Origin of the sequence: Thalassotalea fonticola (genome assembly GCF_032911225.1) — a bacterium.
Classification (GTDB): domain Bacteria; phylum Pseudomonadota; class Gammaproteobacteria; order Enterobacterales; family Alteromonadaceae; genus Thalassotalea_A; species Thalassotalea_A fonticola.
Genome location: NZ_CP136600.1, coordinates 2,756,898 through 2,773,498, shown reverse-complemented (window position 1 = coordinate 2,773,498; position 16,601 = coordinate 2,756,898). Strand labels below are relative to the sequence as shown.

Sequence of the window (16,601 nt, the reverse complement as noted above, 5' to 3'; positions counted from 1 at the left end):
ACAATCCTAGGTCTTTGCAGCGCACTTGTTTAGTGCGCTTTGCTGTTCAACCTAGGGCAAAAGAAATATTTATTTTCGATGAATAAATATAACTCATTGTAATTACTAGCTATTTAATTTTTGGCACTGTGCTTGCTCTATCTAGTTTATATCTCGGTTATTTAACCGGTGTCGCAATACAGCGATATATTAATGAACTAGGAAATCTCTTATGAGCTCAGGTACTCAAAGCAAACAAAACATTGTCGTTGTCGGAAATGGCATGGTGGGCCACCACTTTGTTGAACAGCTTAGTCAAAATTCAAATTACAACATCACGGTCTTGTGTGCTGAGTCTCGTTTAGCTTACGACCGAGTTCACTTATCTGAGTACTTTTCTGGCAAGACCGCTGACGATTTAGCACTAACCACACCGGAAACTTATCAACAACTTGGCGTTAACTTTTATTTAGATGCGAAAGTAACCACTATTGATAAAAGCAAAAAAATCGTTATTACCGAGCAGGGCGAATCATTTAGCTATGACAAACTTGTATTAGCTACTGGTTCATATCCATTTGTTCCACCTATTCCTGGTAAAGACCGAGAACACTGTTTGGTATACCGTACCATTGATGATTTAGATGCTATCCAAGCCTCTGCAAATGCAGGCAAAAGCGGTGTCGTTGTTGGTGGCGGTTTACTTGGTTTAGAAGCCGCTAATGCGTTAAAAGAGCTAGGTTTAGAAACGCATGTGGTTGAGTTTGCGCCGCAGTTAATGGGCGTACAGCTTGATCAAGCAGGTGGTCAACAACTGCGTAAAATGATTGAAGAACTTGGTGTTACCGTACATACCGAAAAAGCCACTAATGTGATTGTTGACGGTGAAACCAGTGTTCATAAAATGGAATTTGCCGATGGCTCTCATCTTGAAACTGATTTGATTTTGTTTTCAGCTGGTATTCGTCCGTATGACAATTTAGCTCGAGAATTTAATTTAACCGTAGGTGAGCGCGGTGGCATAGTGGTGAATAACCAGTGTCAAACGTCAGATGATGATATCTATGCCATAGGTGAATGTGCACTTTGGAATAACTTTATATTTGGTTTAGTTGCTCCTGGCTATACCATGGCAAAAGTTGCAGCAAGCCATATCACGGGTGGTGATGAATCATTTACTGGCGCAGATATGAGTACCAAATTAAAGCTTATGGGCGTTGAGGTTGGCTCAATTGGCGATGCTCATGCACGTACACCGGGCGCACAATCTTACACTTACCAGAATGAGCGTGATAACGTTTATAAAAAAATGGTGGTAAGCCAAGACGGGAAAACTCTATTAGGCGCAGTACTTGTAGGGGACACCAGCGAATATGATTCGTTATTACAATATGCACTTAACGGTATTGAGTTACCGGAAAACCCTGATGCATTAATTTTACCAAGTAATGGTGGTGAAAAACCAACGCTAGGTGTTGATTCATTACCTGATACAGCCACCATTTGTTCATGTTTGAATGTAACCAAAGGTGACATAGTCGCTGCAGTGGATGCTGGTGCTACCGATGTTGGTGCGATTAAAAGTGTGACCAAAGCGACTACTGGTTGTGGTGGTTGTTCAGCGCTGCTTAAAAACGTTGCTGAGAACGAGTTTGCAAAACGCGGCTTAGAAGTTAAAAAAGATATCTGTAGCCACTTTGTCTATAGCAGAACAGAACTGTTCCACATCATTAAAGCCGAAAAAATTAGAAATTTCGATACCTTAATCAGTAAGCACGGTAAAGGTATGGGCTGTGAAATTTGTAAGCCAGCAGTGGCATCAATTTTAGCATCTGTTTATAACGACTACATCCTGCAAGACGATCACTTGCACCTACAAGATACTAACGATACTTACCTGGGTAACATGCAAAAAGATGGTACTTATTCTGTTGTACCTCGGATGCCCGGCGGAGAAGTTACCCCTGATAAACTGATTGTTATTGGTGAAGTAGCGAAAGAATATAACCTGTATACCAAAGTAACCGGTGGCCAACGTATTGATTTATTTGGTGCCCGAGTTGAGCAGTTACCGGCTATTTGGAAACGCTTAATCGATGCAGGTATGGAAACTGGTCATGCTTATGGTAAATCACTGCGTACAGTGAAATCTTGTGTTGGTAGCACTTGGTGTCGTTATGGCGTTCAAGACAGCATGTCGATGGCCATTTACTTAGAAGAACGCTATAAAGGCTTGCGTTCGCCACACAAAATTAAATTCGCTGTTTCCGGTTGTACCCGAGAGTGTGCTGAAGCACAAAGTAAAGATATTGGTGTAATCGCCACTGAAAATGGCTGGAACTTATACGTAAGTGGTAACGGCGGTATGAAACCTCGCCACGGCGACTTATTTGCCACCGATTTAGACGATGCGACGTTAATTAAATACATCGATCGTTACTTAATGTTCTATGTTCGCATGGCTGATAGATTACAACGTACTTCAGTATGGTTGGAAAGTTTAGAAGGCGGCTTAGAGTACATGCAAAAAGTGGTTAAGGATGATCATTTAGGTATAAACGATGAACTTGAGCGTCAAATGGATGCTGTTGTTGCAACCTATCAATGTGAGTGGAAAACAACCGTTGAAAGCCCGGAAAAACTAAAACGTTTCCGTCAATTTGTTAACTCAGACAAGCAAGATGTAAATATTCAATTTGTTAGCGAGCGTGAACAAATTCGCCCAGCAACACTTACCGAAAAAGCGGCCAAAGGCTTACTAATTGAAACTGTTGAAATTGCGACAGTAGAACCGGCTTAGTGTTAAGGAAATAGGAAAATAAAATGACTGCATTAAATAATAGCTCAAACTGGCAAACACTTTGCCACAAAGATGATTTAGTAAAATATTCTGGTGTATGTGCACTACTAGATAATGAACAACAAGTAGCGATTTTCTTTATTGATGACGAAAATGTATTCACTATCAGTAACTGGGATCCTGCCGGTAAAGCTAACGTACTTTATCGTGGTCTTATCGGAGATGATAATGGTGAAGTATTTGTTGCTTCACCGTTATATAAAGAACGATTTTCATTAAGTAGCGGTCAATGTTTAGACGATGAATCATTATCTGTCACTAGCTACGTTACTCGTATTGAGCAAGAGCAAGTGCAAGTATTGGTTTAACGCTTAAAATTTATCGCCATAGTAGTTAATTTAGGAGAGTAGTTATGAGTAGTTCAAGTATATTAAACCCATTTTACAGCTTTACTCGTTTAATAAAAATGAGCTTGGGCAATAATAATGTAACTCATAATACTGACGTTGAAAAAGCCAATCGCCATGGCCAGGTTTATCTTATAGGTGGTGGCTGTGGCGATCCTGAATTACTTACGATGAAAGCACATCGTATTTTACAATCAGCCGACGTTATTATGGTTGACTGGTTAGTAAATCCAGATATGTATCAGTACTTTCCTAAACAAGCTAAAGTTGAGTTTGTCGGTAAAAAGTGTGGTAAACACAGTATGCATCAGGACGAAATATGCCAAACAATGTTAGGTCATGCCCAAGCCGGAAAAACCGTTATTCGACTAAAAGGCGGCGACCCAAGCATTTTTGGTCGTTTAGCCGAAGAGACCGAAATTCTGACCAAACATCAAATTCCGTTTGCAATAATTCCCGGAATAACTGCAGCTAGTGGCTGTGCTGCTTACTCAGGCATTCCATTGACTCATCGTGATTGTGCACAATCAGTAAGGTTTGTAACGGCTTCTTTAAAAGACACTGAAGCCGAAGCCAATTGGCAAAATATTGCCAATGAAAAAGATACCTTAGTGTTTTATATGGGCTTAAATAAAGTGGCGCAAATTAGCCAACGGTTAATTAAGTATGGCATGCGTGAAACCATGCCTATTGCTATTGTTGACCAAGGTACATTGGCTGAACAGCAAGTTTGTTGTAGCGATTTAACTAATATCGCCAATGATATGAAATTTTATGACTTTAAAGGTCCAGCGTTAATAATTGTTGGTGAAGTAGTTAATAAACGCCAAGTTATTTCAGATCCGATGTTAAGTGCCGTTGAGCTACAGACACAAAGCTAGAAGAATACACCGTCACTTTAATGGCCGTTAATGAGTTCGCCATTTTCATCGACAATTTGTTCGTTAAGTTCGTCGTTCCATCTTAACGGTGGGACTTTACCAAACGAAGGTTCATGAACTCCAAAAGTACAAATTGGTCCGTAAGGGTAAGTGTCAGTAATGTAGTAGCCATAAACTCCGTTGATGTCAGTTGCACCATTACACTCATCTAAATTTCCAGTATTACCTTGATCAAATTCCCAGTCATCGATATATCGCCCTAACGGTACACCAAAGGGCTCATTGGTGAAGCTGAAATCAAATTCATCAGGTCTGTTGATCACATCCCATGGCGTTGGCGGTGTGCCGTGCTCTTTAAAGGGAGCCGTATCGGTATAGGGCACACGAGATTGACCAAAGCCATTAATATCTGGGTTTAAGCCCCAATTTTTAAGAGCATAGCCAGATTGTGCTTTGACTAAATCGCCAGCTTGATCAACAAACCATTGTCCATAAATTGGAAAGCCATCTTTGGCGTAGCCAATTAAAGGCGAACCTTGTGGAGAAGGTGAATGTTGATGCTCTTCATCGTCTTGTAGCGGGTGAGTCATGGCATGATAATGATACGTACCTTCAAAGCCGTGGCCATAATAATCATCAAAAATGGCGGCCATATTTTCGGCTTCGGGCTCTTGCAATGTGTAAGCTGGAATTTCAAACCAAACCGAACCAGGTCCACAACCGGTTGCATTACCAGCAGGATTAACTCTTGGATGAGCTGGGTTGTAACAAAAGCCAGAGTCCATTGCTATGCCGATACCGTTAAGTAAAATACCGTCGTAATCCATAAAGTTGGTGGGATTTCTATCCGTATCGTCAGCGACTAACGGCTCAGAAAATTTTGGTTTAACAGGCAAGTAAGTGATTTGCATATCGTCATGATCGATCTCGGTTACCCACACATTGATTTGGTTTGGTGCACCAACGCCCCAGCCAAAATCATGGTTAGGGATCATGTTATGAATCATCCGACAATGAGTAGCTAATTCAGGATCTTGTGTTGGGGTTACGTTTTCATAATTCCAACCACCAGCGATATAAGGGTTATCAGGATCTTGAATATAATCACCACTAACGATAACCAAATCAATGTAAACTTTACTCTTGGTATTAGTACCCGGAAAGTAGGGGGCGCTATCGGCTGCATTAGACTTATCTGTCATCCCTGAAGAGCTGTAATCACCGTCATTTTGATCGCTGGCGTATGCTCTACAATCAGGGTTTCTATTGGTGAGTACGGCATTCAACATACCTGCAGTTGTCTCATTCAAATCAGGGTTGTCAGTATAATTGCTAGGCTCAGGCTCAGGCTCAGGCTCAGGCTCAGGAGTTGTGTCTGGAATAGGAGCTGGAGTCGTCTCTTCAGCGTTGGAACTATTGCTTCCGCCGCATGAAACTATTGAAAAAGTAACCATGAAGACGACTAACAGTTTAATAACAAAGGAAATTTCATTTTTTATCATAGTATGTTCATGGCTCATTTAAAGCTATCTTTAATCGACATAGATTTTATTATTAAAGCTTACATAATTAATGTTAAAAGTGAATTAGCTACAACGTAAATCTTTTGTAAAGTATATGAATGACAAATTGTTACGTGCTATAACATTGACTGTTGTTATAGGTTTCTACAAAGGTTTGCCATCAAAGTATTATGAAAATAAGTAAAATACTGCTTAAGTATCTTGGCTACTTTGCGGTGCTCATAATTGTTCAATCCTGTAGCGTGCAAACTAAGAAACTTAATTTAACCCCTGACTTGGATGAGTCATTCTCTGCACAAGGCAGTCTTACTCAACCTGCTATGTGGTGGCTTGTATTCGAAGATGACAAGCTCAATGAACTTATCAGCTTAGGCTTGTTACAAAACCAATCTTTACGAGCCTCATTAGCGAGTGTTAATCGTGCTCGGGCTAGCCTTGGTTTGGCGCAGTCTAATAAATACCCTAATCTAAATTTATCAGCGGGTACGAATACTGATATTGAAAACCTCGACGGTGCTGATACTGCTTTTATCGGCTTCACCTCCAATTGGGAATTTGATATATGGGGACGAATCGAGGCGCTTGAGCAAAAATCAAGTTGGGATTTAGAGGCGAGAAAAGCATTATATAAGGCTAGGGCAAATACCGTAGCAGGCGCAATTAGTACGGCTTGGTTTGGCTGGTTAGCTCAGGTCGATAAACAGCGCCTTTTCAACGACCAATATAAGCGAACAGAATCAGCGTTAAAAGTAATTAATCGTCGCTTTGCTCTAGGAAAAAACTCGGTTACCGATATTTGGCAGCAACAGCGATTGTTAGAATCTATTGTTGCCCAACAAGCAGTCAATGATGCTCGCTTAGCAATATACAGTAAGCAAATAGCATTATGGGTGGGCGTTAAAAGCGCTAACCTGCCACAATTAAATAAAGCCTCTCTACCGCAAGTGCCAGATTTACCGAAATTGGGTGTGCCATTAAATACCTTGCAATTTAGGCCTGATATTCAACAAGCCTATGCCAGCTTACAAGCATCTAATGCCAGTTTAGCTGCCGCAGCAACAGAGCGCTTTCCTAGGTTGTCACTAAGAGCAAACTACTCAACAAATAAAAACAACATAAAAGATTTGTTTGATGACTGGAGCGGTTCATTAATTTCATCTTTAGCCATGCCAATTTTTGATGCCGGCGCGACCAAAGCAAAGGTTGAGCAGCAAGAGTATCAACTAGAGGCGTCTTTTGCAGAATATAAGCAAACCTGGTTTGATGCGATTTTTGAGGTTGAGCAATCATTAATTACTGAACAGCAATTAGCCAAAGTGGCTGACAATATTGCTATTCAAATGGACTTAGCGAAAAAAACTGAACGAGTTATTTCGATGAAGTACTTAAACGGTAAATCTAACTATTTAAACTTACTAAAAGCCCAAGAAACTAGTTTAAACCTAGAGCGACAAGTGGTAGATGCGCAGTTTAGTTTAATCAATAATCGTATTTCTTTATATCGTGAATTAAGTCATGGCAACTTTACTCAAGACAGCGATGGAGACAAAGAAACAAATTTTTCTGCTAAAACAATAATCGATGAAAATACCTAATGAATAAATTTCCCACACTACTAAAAAAGTCGATACCGTTATTTCTGGTAATTATCAGTGTTCCTTTGGCGCTTTTTCTTTTAGATTCTGGACAAATGGAAAAACCAAAATGGAAACAGTCAGATAAAAAAAGACAAAGAATAGTACGAGTGGTTAATTTAACCAAAGGTTCCGTTATTCCTAAGTGGAACTCTTCAGGCCTGGTAAAAGCCAATGAAACCGTAAATGTATTAGCTGAAGTTTCAGGAAAAATTGCCGGTATTAACCCTATCGCCAGACCGGGTGCTCTTTTAGAACGAGGTGAGATGTTAGCAAAAGTGGATAACACTGATTATGCATTAGCTTTACGCGCTCAGCAAAGCCAACTGGTACAAGCTCAGGCGAGTTTAGAATTAGAGCAAGGTGATCAAATACTGGCTAAAGAAGAATTAGCATTATTAGAAGGCATTGACCAAAACAGCATAGAAACCAAACTCGTTTTGCGTGAACCGCAATTATTAATGGCACAAGCAAAATTAGATATCGCGAAAGCAAACGTTGAAAAAGCAGAAATCGCTTTGCAGCGCACTCATATAGTTATGCCGTTCAAGGGTAAGATAGTAAGCAAGTCGGTAGGGCGAGGCAGCAGAGTTGGACAAAATAGTAATTTATTTAAAGTTGTAAATGTTGATACCTTTTGGGTTGAAGTAAAGATCCCTCGTACCTTCCTTGGACTATTTGATAGTGGTAAAGATGCTATTTTAACTCAACCAAAACTTTGGGGAGAAGACGTAAGCCGCAGCGCTAAATTTGTGTCAGTGTTACCCGAATTGGATACTCGAGACAGGCAAGTGAAAGTGCTATTGGCTATTGATAACCCATTGTCATTAAATGCAGCCAATAAAGTTGATGTTAGTAATCCGCCAATATTCATCAATGATTTTTTAAGTATTGAATTACAAGGTAAAGCAATAAATGATGCTTGGGTTATTAACAGTAATTGGCTGCAAGCTGATGATTCGATTTGGGTCGTTGATAAAGAGAACACTCTGCAAAAACGGTTCGTTGATGTGCTATTTAAAGGACGTGAGTCTATCTATATAAAAGCAGATTTCCTTAAAGGTGATAGGGCATTAACCGAAAAACCGGGTATTGCCAGTGAAGGGTTATCAGTTAGGCCAATCAATATAAATAATCCTCGAAAAGTAAAGCACATACCCATAGATACAGATGAATTAACTGACAAAAAACAGCGAAAACGCCTTGAAAGAGGTAAATTATAATGGGCTTTAATCCCATGACATGGATGATCCGCCATGGCATCGCGCCTAATTTATTAATGATCGCTTTATTGCTAGGTGGCCTTGTCATGTCGGTGGTTATTCGCAAAGAATATATGCCGGAAACAACGCTTGATAGTATATCAGTTACGGTTGCCTACCACGGGGCCGCACCAAGTGAAATGGAAAATTCAATCGCAGTGCCCATTGAAGACTCTCTAGATAGCTTATCAGGGATCAGAAGTATTAGAACCACTATTTTTCCTGGCTGGGTTAAAATTAGGGGAGAACTTGAAGCTGGCGCTAATGCACAACAAGTTTATCAAGACGCCCTACAAGCAGTAAATCGTATTTCTTCATTTCCATCGGGCATGGAGAAGCCTAGAGTTAACTTAGGCAAACGGGTGATTGATGTTATGGAAATAGTAGTCCATGCCGATCTGGATAAATTTAGCGTTAAAAGGGTTGCTGAACAAATACGCGATCGTATTTTACAATCCCCTTATATTTCACAAGTAAATATAAGTGGTATTCCCCGCGAAGAGATACATGTAGAAATACCACAAAGTACGCTACAAGCCTTTAATTTAAGTTTAACGCAAGTATCAGCGAAAATTAAACGCGGCGTAATTGAGCAATCTGCTGGAAAAATCAAAGCCGATAATGGTGATATTATATTATCTATTGATGAACGCACTTATTGGGCTGACGAACTAGCAAAAATGCCGTTGTTATCATCAGAGCAGGGCGATCAGTTATTACTTGGTGATATCGCCAATGTAAGCGAAGGTTTTGCCGATGAGCGTTATTTGGTAACGTATGATAAGCAGTTATCCGCGCGATTAAATATATACCGAGTGGGCGATCAAAGCCCTAGCGATATTGCTGACTCAGTAAAGGGCATGTGGCCTGAACTTGAGGCAATGTTACCACCTAATGCCGGCCTTTCAATTGTTGATGACGATGCGACAAATTATCAAAAGCGCTTAGGCTTATTACTTAATAATGCGTTTATGGGCTTATTGCTTGTACTCATTTTAATGAGCTTATTTTTAGAATTTAGACTGGCGTTTTGGGTGGTTGCAGGTATTCCAAGTGCCTTTTTAGGCGCTATATTATTAATGCCAAGTTTTGATGTTTCTATCAACATGGTGTCGATGTTTGGGTTTATTATTGCGCTGGGCATTGTGGTTGATGACGCCATTATTGCCGGTGAAAACATATATGCCCACATGGAAGAAGGAATGTCTTATTCCGATGCTGCCATTCTGGGGGCAAAAGAAGTCGCTAAACCGCTAACCTTTGCTATTTTAACCAATATTGTTGCTTTCTTACCCTTGTTATTATTACCTGGCTTTATGAAATTACTGTTTGGCGCAATACCGGTAGTGGTCGTGCTTTGTTTTATTGTTTCTTGGGTTGAAGCGTTATTCATATTGCCGTCACATCTTGCCAATATAAAGGACAAGAAGCCTAATGTAATTACCGCCAAATTTAAAGCACTCCAAAAGCAATGCGATAAGGGCTTACAATGCCTGATCACTCATTATTACACGCCGCTATTGAAGAAGTGTTTAGCCTGGCCAAGTTTAACCTTAGCCATTGCGATTTTATCTTTTGTCTTGGTTATCGCTTATGCGTTTAGCGGTAAAATGGGCTTTGGTTTGTATCCTAAAATGGATGGTCGTTGGGTTAAAGCAAATTTTGAAATATCTGAAAGTGAGCCGCTTGAACAAGCAATAAAACTAAGGGACATTTTAGAGCAAAGCAGCCAAAAAATGCTGCAAGAAAATAATGCTGAAGACATTTTAGTGAGTACTCGCAGTATGATCACCGACACAGGCGTGGAAGTGAGCTTACTGTTAGTGGAAAGTGAAGAGCGAGAAGTCAGTACTGAACAGGTTCGCATGTGGTGGCGAGCAAGCTCTACTGAACTCACTAAACAAGGCAAGCTACGCTTTAGCGGCGCACGTCGTGGCAGTAGTGCTGTAGCACCAACTTCGGTAACTATTGAATTACGCCATAGCGATGCCGACGTGTTACTTGCTGCATCACAGGATGCTGCGTCATTTTTAGAAGGCATCGACAATGTTGTTGCTACAGTAAACTCAATGGAAGAAGGTAAACCTGAATGGAAATTAAAATTAAATGAAAATGGCCGTTCATTAGGATTAGATGCAGCAGATTTAGGCGCACAAATGCGCGCTTCATTATATGGTGCTAAAGCGCAAAGGCAGCACCGTTTACGAAATGAAGTTACTACCTTGGTACGCTTGCCTAGAGCAGAGCGTGAGGTTGCTAATGACATTGAAAGTTTACTTATACAAACCAAGGGGGGGGGGTACGCTCCTTTAGGTAGTGTCGCTACCATCAATAAAGTACTGGCACCTTCACGAATAAATCGACGAAAAGGCCAACGCATAGAAACCGTGGGCGCAGAAGTTTTACCTGAAGAGGCAATACCGGCAGTTACGCAAGCAGTTAAAACTCACTTAGTTACCGAGTTAGAAGGACGCTACCCAGGCTTAACTGTTCATTTTGGTGGTGACCAAGAACAAATTGCTGAAAGCGTATCGAGTTTAGAGTTAGGTACTGGTTTTGCATTAGCGGCAATTTATATTTTACTGGCTATTGCGTTTAAGAGTTATGCCCAGCCATTACTTATTATGGCGGTTATTCCTTTTGGCGCGATAGGGGCGATATTAGGGCATATGTTCCTAGGGTTAAGTTTGAGCGTGGTCAGTTTAATGGGCATGCTGGCACTTGCTGGTGTTGTCGTGAATGACAGTTTGATTTTAGTGGAGTACGCCAACAAGAAAACGGCTCAGGGCGTTAATTCTTTGCAAGCAATTATTCTTGCTTGTCAGCGCCGGTTTAGGCCGATCATATTAACTACATTAACAACTTTTGGTGGTTTAGCACCGATGGTTTTTGAAACGTCACGACAAGCACAATTTGTTGTTCCTATGGCGGTATCCCTTGGTTTTGGTATTTTATTTACCACCTTAGTGTGTTTATTGGTATTGCCTTCATTGTATATAGTGTTTAACAGAGATGAAATTGAATCAGTGATAGCGACAGATTTAAAAAATTGTACTGATTTAGAGACAAAACCTGTGCTATAAAGGGCTAATTAACAATTTCAATTCAACAAAAAATTGTAAGTGCATAACACTTACTAATTAGTCTTTTATGAATTCAGCACAAGCTAATGCATTACCCATTCAAACCGTAAAGTCACCTATTTTAACGGCATTAGAATCTTTCCCTGCAATAATATTATCGGCCCCACCAGGTGCCGGTAAATCAACCCAGTTACCGTTATGGTTATTAGAGTCTGATTTATTTAAACAACACAAAATTATTATGCTGCAACCGCGGCGTATAGCGGCAAAATCAGTCGCCAATCGCTTGGCCCAACAACTTGGTGAAAAAGTCGGTGAAACAGTGGGTTACCGCATGCGTAACGACACGAAAGTATCTCGTAAAACGCGTTTAGAAGTGGTGACTGAAGGTATATTAACTCGCCTTATCCAAAACGATAATGAACTCAGCGATATTGGTTTAATTATATTTGATGAATTTCATGAACGCTCTATTCATGCCGACTTAGCATTTGCTTTAGCACTTGATATTCAGCAAGGTTTTCGTGAAGACTTACAGCTGTTATTAATGTCGGCCACCTTAGACAACGAATACCTGACTAAATTTTTGCCAGATGCAAAAGTATTAGGCTGTGAAGGTCGAAGTTTTCCCATTGAAATCAGCTATCAAGCACCAAACATTGAGCGTAATTGGCGCCAACATGCAATAAGTGTGATCCGTCAACATGCCTTTAATGAAGCTGGCTCTATTTTAGTGTTTTTGCCAGGCACTGCTGACATCCGCTTTATTTATAATGCCCTTATTGAGCAAATACCTAGTGATGTTGATTTGTTTGCCTTATATGGTGATTTAGATATTAAGCAACAGCAGCAAGCGATAAACCCTGCAGTCTCGGGCCGACGAAAGGTTGTATTGGCAACCAATATTGCCGAAACATCATTAACCATAGACGGTATTTCTATGGTGATTGATAGTGGTTATGAAAAGGTTGCTCGCTTTAATACTGACAGCTTAATTAATGACTTAAGCATGCAAAAAATAAGTAAAGCATCTGCCATTCAGCGCGCCGGTAGAGCAGGCCGAGTGCAAGCCGGTAAATGTGTGCGCTTGTATGCCAATGATGATTTTCAACGCCGTGTTGACCATGCGGTTAGTGAGATCAGTCAAGCCGATTTATTGCCGTTAACCATAGATGTGGCAAATTGGGGAGTGAGTAAGTTTAAGCAACTTAACTTTCTAGAGCTGCCGGTTAATTCACGAGAACTACAAAATTGGCAAACCCTGCAAGCATTGGATGTTGTTGATGGCAATAACCGCTTAACTGAGCATGGTAAACTTGTCGCTAATTTTCCTTGTCATCCAAGATTTGCCCACATGCTAATTAAAGCGCTGGATGTGGTTGAAAATGACCCGCAAGCGTTGCATTGTTTATCACTAGCTTGCCTTTTAGCAGCGCAGTTAGAAGAACGAGATATTTTTAACCGTGAGCGAGCATTCGACAATTGCGACATTAGAAGTCGATTATTCCAGCTTGCCAATAGTAATAAAGCAAAAGCTACCGGCATTGAACATCGCATTATTACCCAAGCTAAAAATCTTACTAAAAAACTGAATAATATTAGCGCACAAAAATTTGCGATGAGCTTGAATGATAATGACTGGCCGATAGAATATTGTGGTTTATTGCTTGCCTTTGCTTACCCTGAACGCATATCGATAGCCCGCAAAGTAACAGGAAGTTATTTATGCGCAAATGGTAAGGGGGCTGAGTTATCGAATAATGATAAATTAAACGGCGAACCATATTTAGTGTGTGCTAATTTACATAGCTACCAACAAAGGTTACAAATCACTTTGGCATCACCAGTTAATGAGGCCGACATTTATCAGTATTTTGCCGAGCACATTACCACCATTGATGTATTAAATTACAACGAAAAACAACAAAAAATAACCAGTGAACAGCAAACTCGTTTATTTAAACTGGTGTTAAAAACAGAAATGAGTACTGCCGTTATTAATAGCGAAACATTAACTGCATTATGGTGTAACTTTATTCGTCAAAAGGGCTTGGCTATATTAAAATTTGATAACAATACGCAAAACTTCATTAATCGTGTGCGTTGGTTGAATGACTTTTATCCTGATTTACACTTACCAGAGTTTTCCGAAGATGGCCTGTTAGCTGAACTTGAAGCTTGGCTTGGTCCTTATTTATATGATGTGAAAAAATTAAGCGCATTACTCAAGCTTAATTTTAGCGAAATTATCAATAACGCCTTAGACTTTGACCAGCAGAAATTAGTAAAACTTTGGGCGCCGAAAACCTACATTAGCCCGGTTGGTCGAGAGTTTATTTATCAATACAGTGAACAACCACAGCCAAAATTGGCTTTACCCATGCAACAAGTGTATGGTTTAAGTAGTTCTCCTTATGTTGCTAACGGGCAAGTTGCAGTACTTTTAGAGCTACTTTCTCCGGCTAAAAGGCCAATACAGGTCACGCAAGACTTAGCGAGATTTTGGCAGGGCAGCTATAAAGAGGTACAAAAGGATATGAAGGCCAATTATCCAAAACACTTTTGGCCCGACGATCCGGCAAACGCACAGGCAACAACAAAGTTAAAAAAACATTTAAATAATAATAACTAAAGCATTAAGAACACATACGGATAATGGCAGCTAGAAAAATAATAAAGAAGAAAGAAAAAGGCTTTACCAAAGGCAAAGTTAAAAAAAATAAAGCCCAAAGTAAAGGCTTTGCTCATTGGTGTGCCATTACTGCAATAAAGTTATCGTTAATATTTATTGCCAGTATAGGTTTATACAGTATTTACTTAGACGGTAAAGTTAGACAAACCTTTGAAGGCCAACGCTGGCAGGTTCCTGCTCAAGTATTTGGTCGAGTTCCAACCCTATTTAATGATCAAAAAGTTAATTTTGATTTCCTTGAAGCCGAGTTGAAGCAGCTTAATTATAAGCGTGTTTCTGTTGTTAACGCACCCGGTGAGTACACTCGAAAATCTACCAGACTGATTGTTTATAGACGTGAATTCGATTTTGACTCAGGCTTAGAGCCCGCATCATTGATTACTATTGAGAAAAAAAGTGGTGAAGTCTTTCGCCTAATCCAAGACAAACAACAAGTTCATCAAGTTAAACTTGAACCGATCCTAATTGACCGTATTTTATCGGCAGAAGGCGAAGATAGGGTTGTTATTCCTTTAGAGCAAATTCCAGAGCAAGTAATTGACACATTATTACTTATTGAAGATAAGGATTTTTATCATCACCATGGAGTATCGCCAAGCGGAATTTTACGGGCTTTCTGGAAAAATATATTAGCCGGTGAAACGGTGCAAGGTGGCAGTACCTTAACCCAGCAGCTTGCTAAAAATATGTATTTAACTCGTCATAAAACCTTATGGCGAAAAGTGAATGAAGCCATTATGTCTATCATTTTGGAAATACGATATTCAAAAGATCAAATTTTAGAAGCTTACTTAAATGAAGTATATTTAGGCCAGCATTATGCCAACGGAATTCACGGCGTTGGCTTGGCATCACAATTTTATTTTGGTAAACCGCTGAAACAATTGAATAACTCTGAAGTTGCCTTGTTGGTAGCACAAATAAAAGGCCCTTCGTTTTATGATCCGTGGCGCAAACCTAAAAGAGCTACAGAGCGTAGAGATTTAGTCTTACGGGTAATGTTTGAAAACCACACCATTGATACTGCTCAGTACAAGAAAGCATTGGCAACACCGCTAAATATTCGCCCAGATCGCCGCTTTGCCAAACAAACTTATCCAGGGTATATGCAGTTGGTTCGCCGTGAATTAAAGAGCATGGGGGCTAATAGCGCGATGCAATCGGGTATTCGCATATTTACCGGTTTTGACTTGCACAGGCAAACTCACGCTGAACAGGCACTGATAGAACAACTAGCAGCTTTAGAAAAATTCCAAGCGAACGATAAACTTGAAGCGGCAGTGTTAGTGAGTGATATTCGCACTGGCGAAATTCAAGCTGTTGTCGGTGGTAAAGAAGTAAAATATTCAGGTTTTAACCGTGCATTAGATGCCAAACGGCCCATTGGCTCATTAATTAAACCGGTAGTTTATTTAACTGCGCTTGAGCAATTCGAACGATACAATTTAGCCTCACCACTAAAAGATGAACCGATCTCTTTAAAAAGCTCAAAAGGCAAGCTTTGGCAGCCAAAAAACTATGATGGTAAGTTCAGGGGACAAGTACCGCTACTTGACGGCTTAGTAAAGTCTTTAAATGTACCAACGGTAAACTTAGGCTTAAAAGTTGGTGTTGACAAGGTAGCCTTAACCCTTGCAGAACTGGGCTTTAAAGGTAAAGTGCCGAAAGTACCAAGTATGTTATTGGGCGCGATTAATATGTCGGCTTTGGAAGTGAACCAATGGTACAACACCATTGCCAATGGTGGCTTATACAACAAATCTTTTGCCATAATAAAAGTCGTATCATCACAAGGCGATGTTCTGTGGAGCAAAGCAAATGTTGTTGATGCCAGATTGTCGCTACAAGGCGCTTATTTAATTGATTTTGCCTTAGCTAAAGTTGCACAAGAAGGAACCGCTAAGTCTTTGGCATGGCGATTTCCTGAGCAAATTCTGGCCGGCAAAACCGGCACCAGTAATGATTCACGTGATTCATGGTTTGTTGGCTATGATCGTGAAAGTGTTGTTACAACTTGGATTGGTCGAGACGATAATTTACCAACAGGTTTAACCGGTAGTAGCGGTGCGTTAACTGTTTTTGCCAATTACCTGAAAAAGCAGGGTAGTAATAGTCGCTTTGACCTGGTGCCTGATGGAGTAGAGTTTGCCACCTTCGAATTGGCAACGGGCAATGCGGTTATTGGCGACTGTGCTAATGTTGCAGACTTTCCAGCAATAAGTGATGGTATATTCTATTCAGATCAGTGCCTTGAACAACGTAAAGACCCACCAAGTTGGTTAGAAAAACTATTTGGAACAGATAGTGAGTAACAAGGTATTAGACTGAAATTTTTGTATT

At 40.2% G+C, this 16,601-nt stretch carries 9 protein-coding genes; 8 read left to right on the top strand and 1 reads right to left on the bottom strand.

The features are described from left to right. Positions 1 to 211: 211 nt before the first annotated feature. The 3 genes from nirB to cobA are packed head-to-tail and all read left to right on the top strand — an operon-like array spanning position 212 to position 4,067. The gene (gene nirB / locus RI844_RS11215; protein WP_348394766.1) at positions 212 to 2,779 is read left to right on the top strand and encodes a nitrite reductase large subunit NirB; all 2,568 of its coding nucleotides are present in this window, start codon (positions 212 to 214) and stop codon (positions 2,777 to 2,779) included. 23 nt (positions 2,780 to 2,802) lie between these two features. Further along, complete coding sequence (nirD, locus tag RI844_RS11210) at positions 2,803 to 3,147, top strand: nitrite reductase small subunit NirD (RefSeq protein ID WP_348394765.1); 345 nt, start codon at positions 2,803 to 2,805, stop codon at positions 3,145 to 3,147. A gap of 44 nt (positions 3,148 to 3,191) precedes the next feature. Beyond that, positions 3,192 to 4,067, top strand: a complete 876-nt coding sequence (gene cobA, locus RI844_RS11205) for a uroporphyrinogen-III C-methyltransferase (protein ID WP_348394764.1) — start codon at positions 3,192 to 3,194, stop codon at positions 4,065 to 4,067. Positions 4,068 to 4,084: 17 nt separating this feature from the next. Here cobA and RI844_RS11200 read toward each other — a convergent pair whose 3' ends face one another. Continuing rightward, complete coding sequence (locus tag RI844_RS11200) at positions 4,085 to 5,587, bottom strand: YHYH protein (protein WP_348394763.1); 1,503 nt, start codon at positions 5,585 to 5,587, stop codon at positions 4,085 to 4,087. Between the two features lie 173 nt (positions 5,588 to 5,760). Here RI844_RS11200 and RI844_RS11195 point away from each other — a divergent pair, with 173 nt between their 5' ends. From RI844_RS11195 to mrcB, 5 genes are all read left to right on the top strand, one after another. Then, positions 5,761 to 7,185: a TolC family protein gene (locus RI844_RS11195; RefSeq protein WP_348394762.1), complete on the top strand. Its 1,425-nt coding sequence runs from the start codon at positions 5,761 to 5,763 to the stop codon at positions 7,183 to 7,185. Beyond that, complete coding sequence (locus RI844_RS11190) at positions 7,185 to 8,447, top strand: efflux RND transporter periplasmic adaptor subunit (protein ID WP_348394761.1); 1,263 nt, start codon at positions 7,185 to 7,187, stop codon at positions 8,445 to 8,447. The genes RI844_RS11195 and RI844_RS11190 overlap by 1 nt, the downstream gene beginning before the upstream one ends. Next, complete coding sequence (locus tag RI844_RS11185) at positions 8,447 to 11,569, top strand: efflux RND transporter permease subunit (protein WP_348394760.1); 3,123 nt, start codon at positions 8,447 to 8,449, stop codon at positions 11,567 to 11,569. The genes RI844_RS11190 and RI844_RS11185 overlap by 1 nt, the downstream gene beginning before the upstream one ends. A 67-nt stretch (positions 11,570 to 11,636) precedes the next feature. Next, positions 11,637 to 14,201 (top strand): ATP-dependent helicase HrpB, encoded by a 2,565-nt coding sequence (gene hrpB / locus RI844_RS11180; protein ID WP_348394759.1) that lies wholly within the window; start codon positions 11,637 to 11,639, stop codon positions 14,199 to 14,201. A gap of 23 nt (positions 14,202 to 14,224) precedes the next feature. Continuing rightward, positions 14,225 to 16,573 (top strand): penicillin-binding protein 1B, encoded by a 2,349-nt coding sequence (gene mrcB / locus RI844_RS11175; RefSeq protein WP_348394758.1) that lies wholly within the window; start codon positions 14,225 to 14,227, stop codon positions 16,571 to 16,573. The last annotated feature ends 28 nt before the right edge of the window (positions 16,574 to 16,601 follow it).

Bases quoted from the DNA above. Each gene is read 5' to 3' on its own strand.
- nirB (WP_348394766.1), top strand. From the start codon at position 212: ATGAGCTCAGGTACTCAAAGCAAACAAAACATTGTCGTTGTCGGAAAT.
- nirD (WP_348394765.1), top strand. From the start codon at position 2,803: ATGACTGCATTAAATAATAGCTCAAACTGGCAAACACTTTGCCACAAA.
- cobA (WP_348394764.1), top strand. From the start codon at position 3,192: ATGAGTAGTTCAAGTATATTAAACCCATTTTACAGCTTTACTCGTTTA.
- RI844_RS11200 (WP_348394763.1), bottom strand. From the start codon at position 5,587: ATGAGCCATGAACATACTATGATAAAAAATGAAATTTCCTTTGTTATT.
- RI844_RS11195 (WP_348394762.1), top strand. From the start codon at position 5,761: ATGAAAATAAGTAAAATACTGCTTAAGTATCTTGGCTACTTTGCGGTG.
- RI844_RS11190 (WP_348394761.1), top strand. From the start codon at position 7,185: ATGAATAAATTTCCCACACTACTAAAAAAGTCGATACCGTTATTTCTG.
- RI844_RS11185 (WP_348394760.1), top strand. From the start codon at position 8,447: ATGGGCTTTAATCCCATGACATGGATGATCCGCCATGGCATCGCGCCT.
- hrpB (WP_348394759.1), top strand. From the start codon at position 11,637: ATGAATTCAGCACAAGCTAATGCATTACCCATTCAAACCGTAAAGTCA.
- mrcB (WP_348394758.1), top strand. From the start codon at position 14,225: ATGGCAGCTAGAAAAATAATAAAGAAGAAAGAAAAAGGCTTTACCAAA.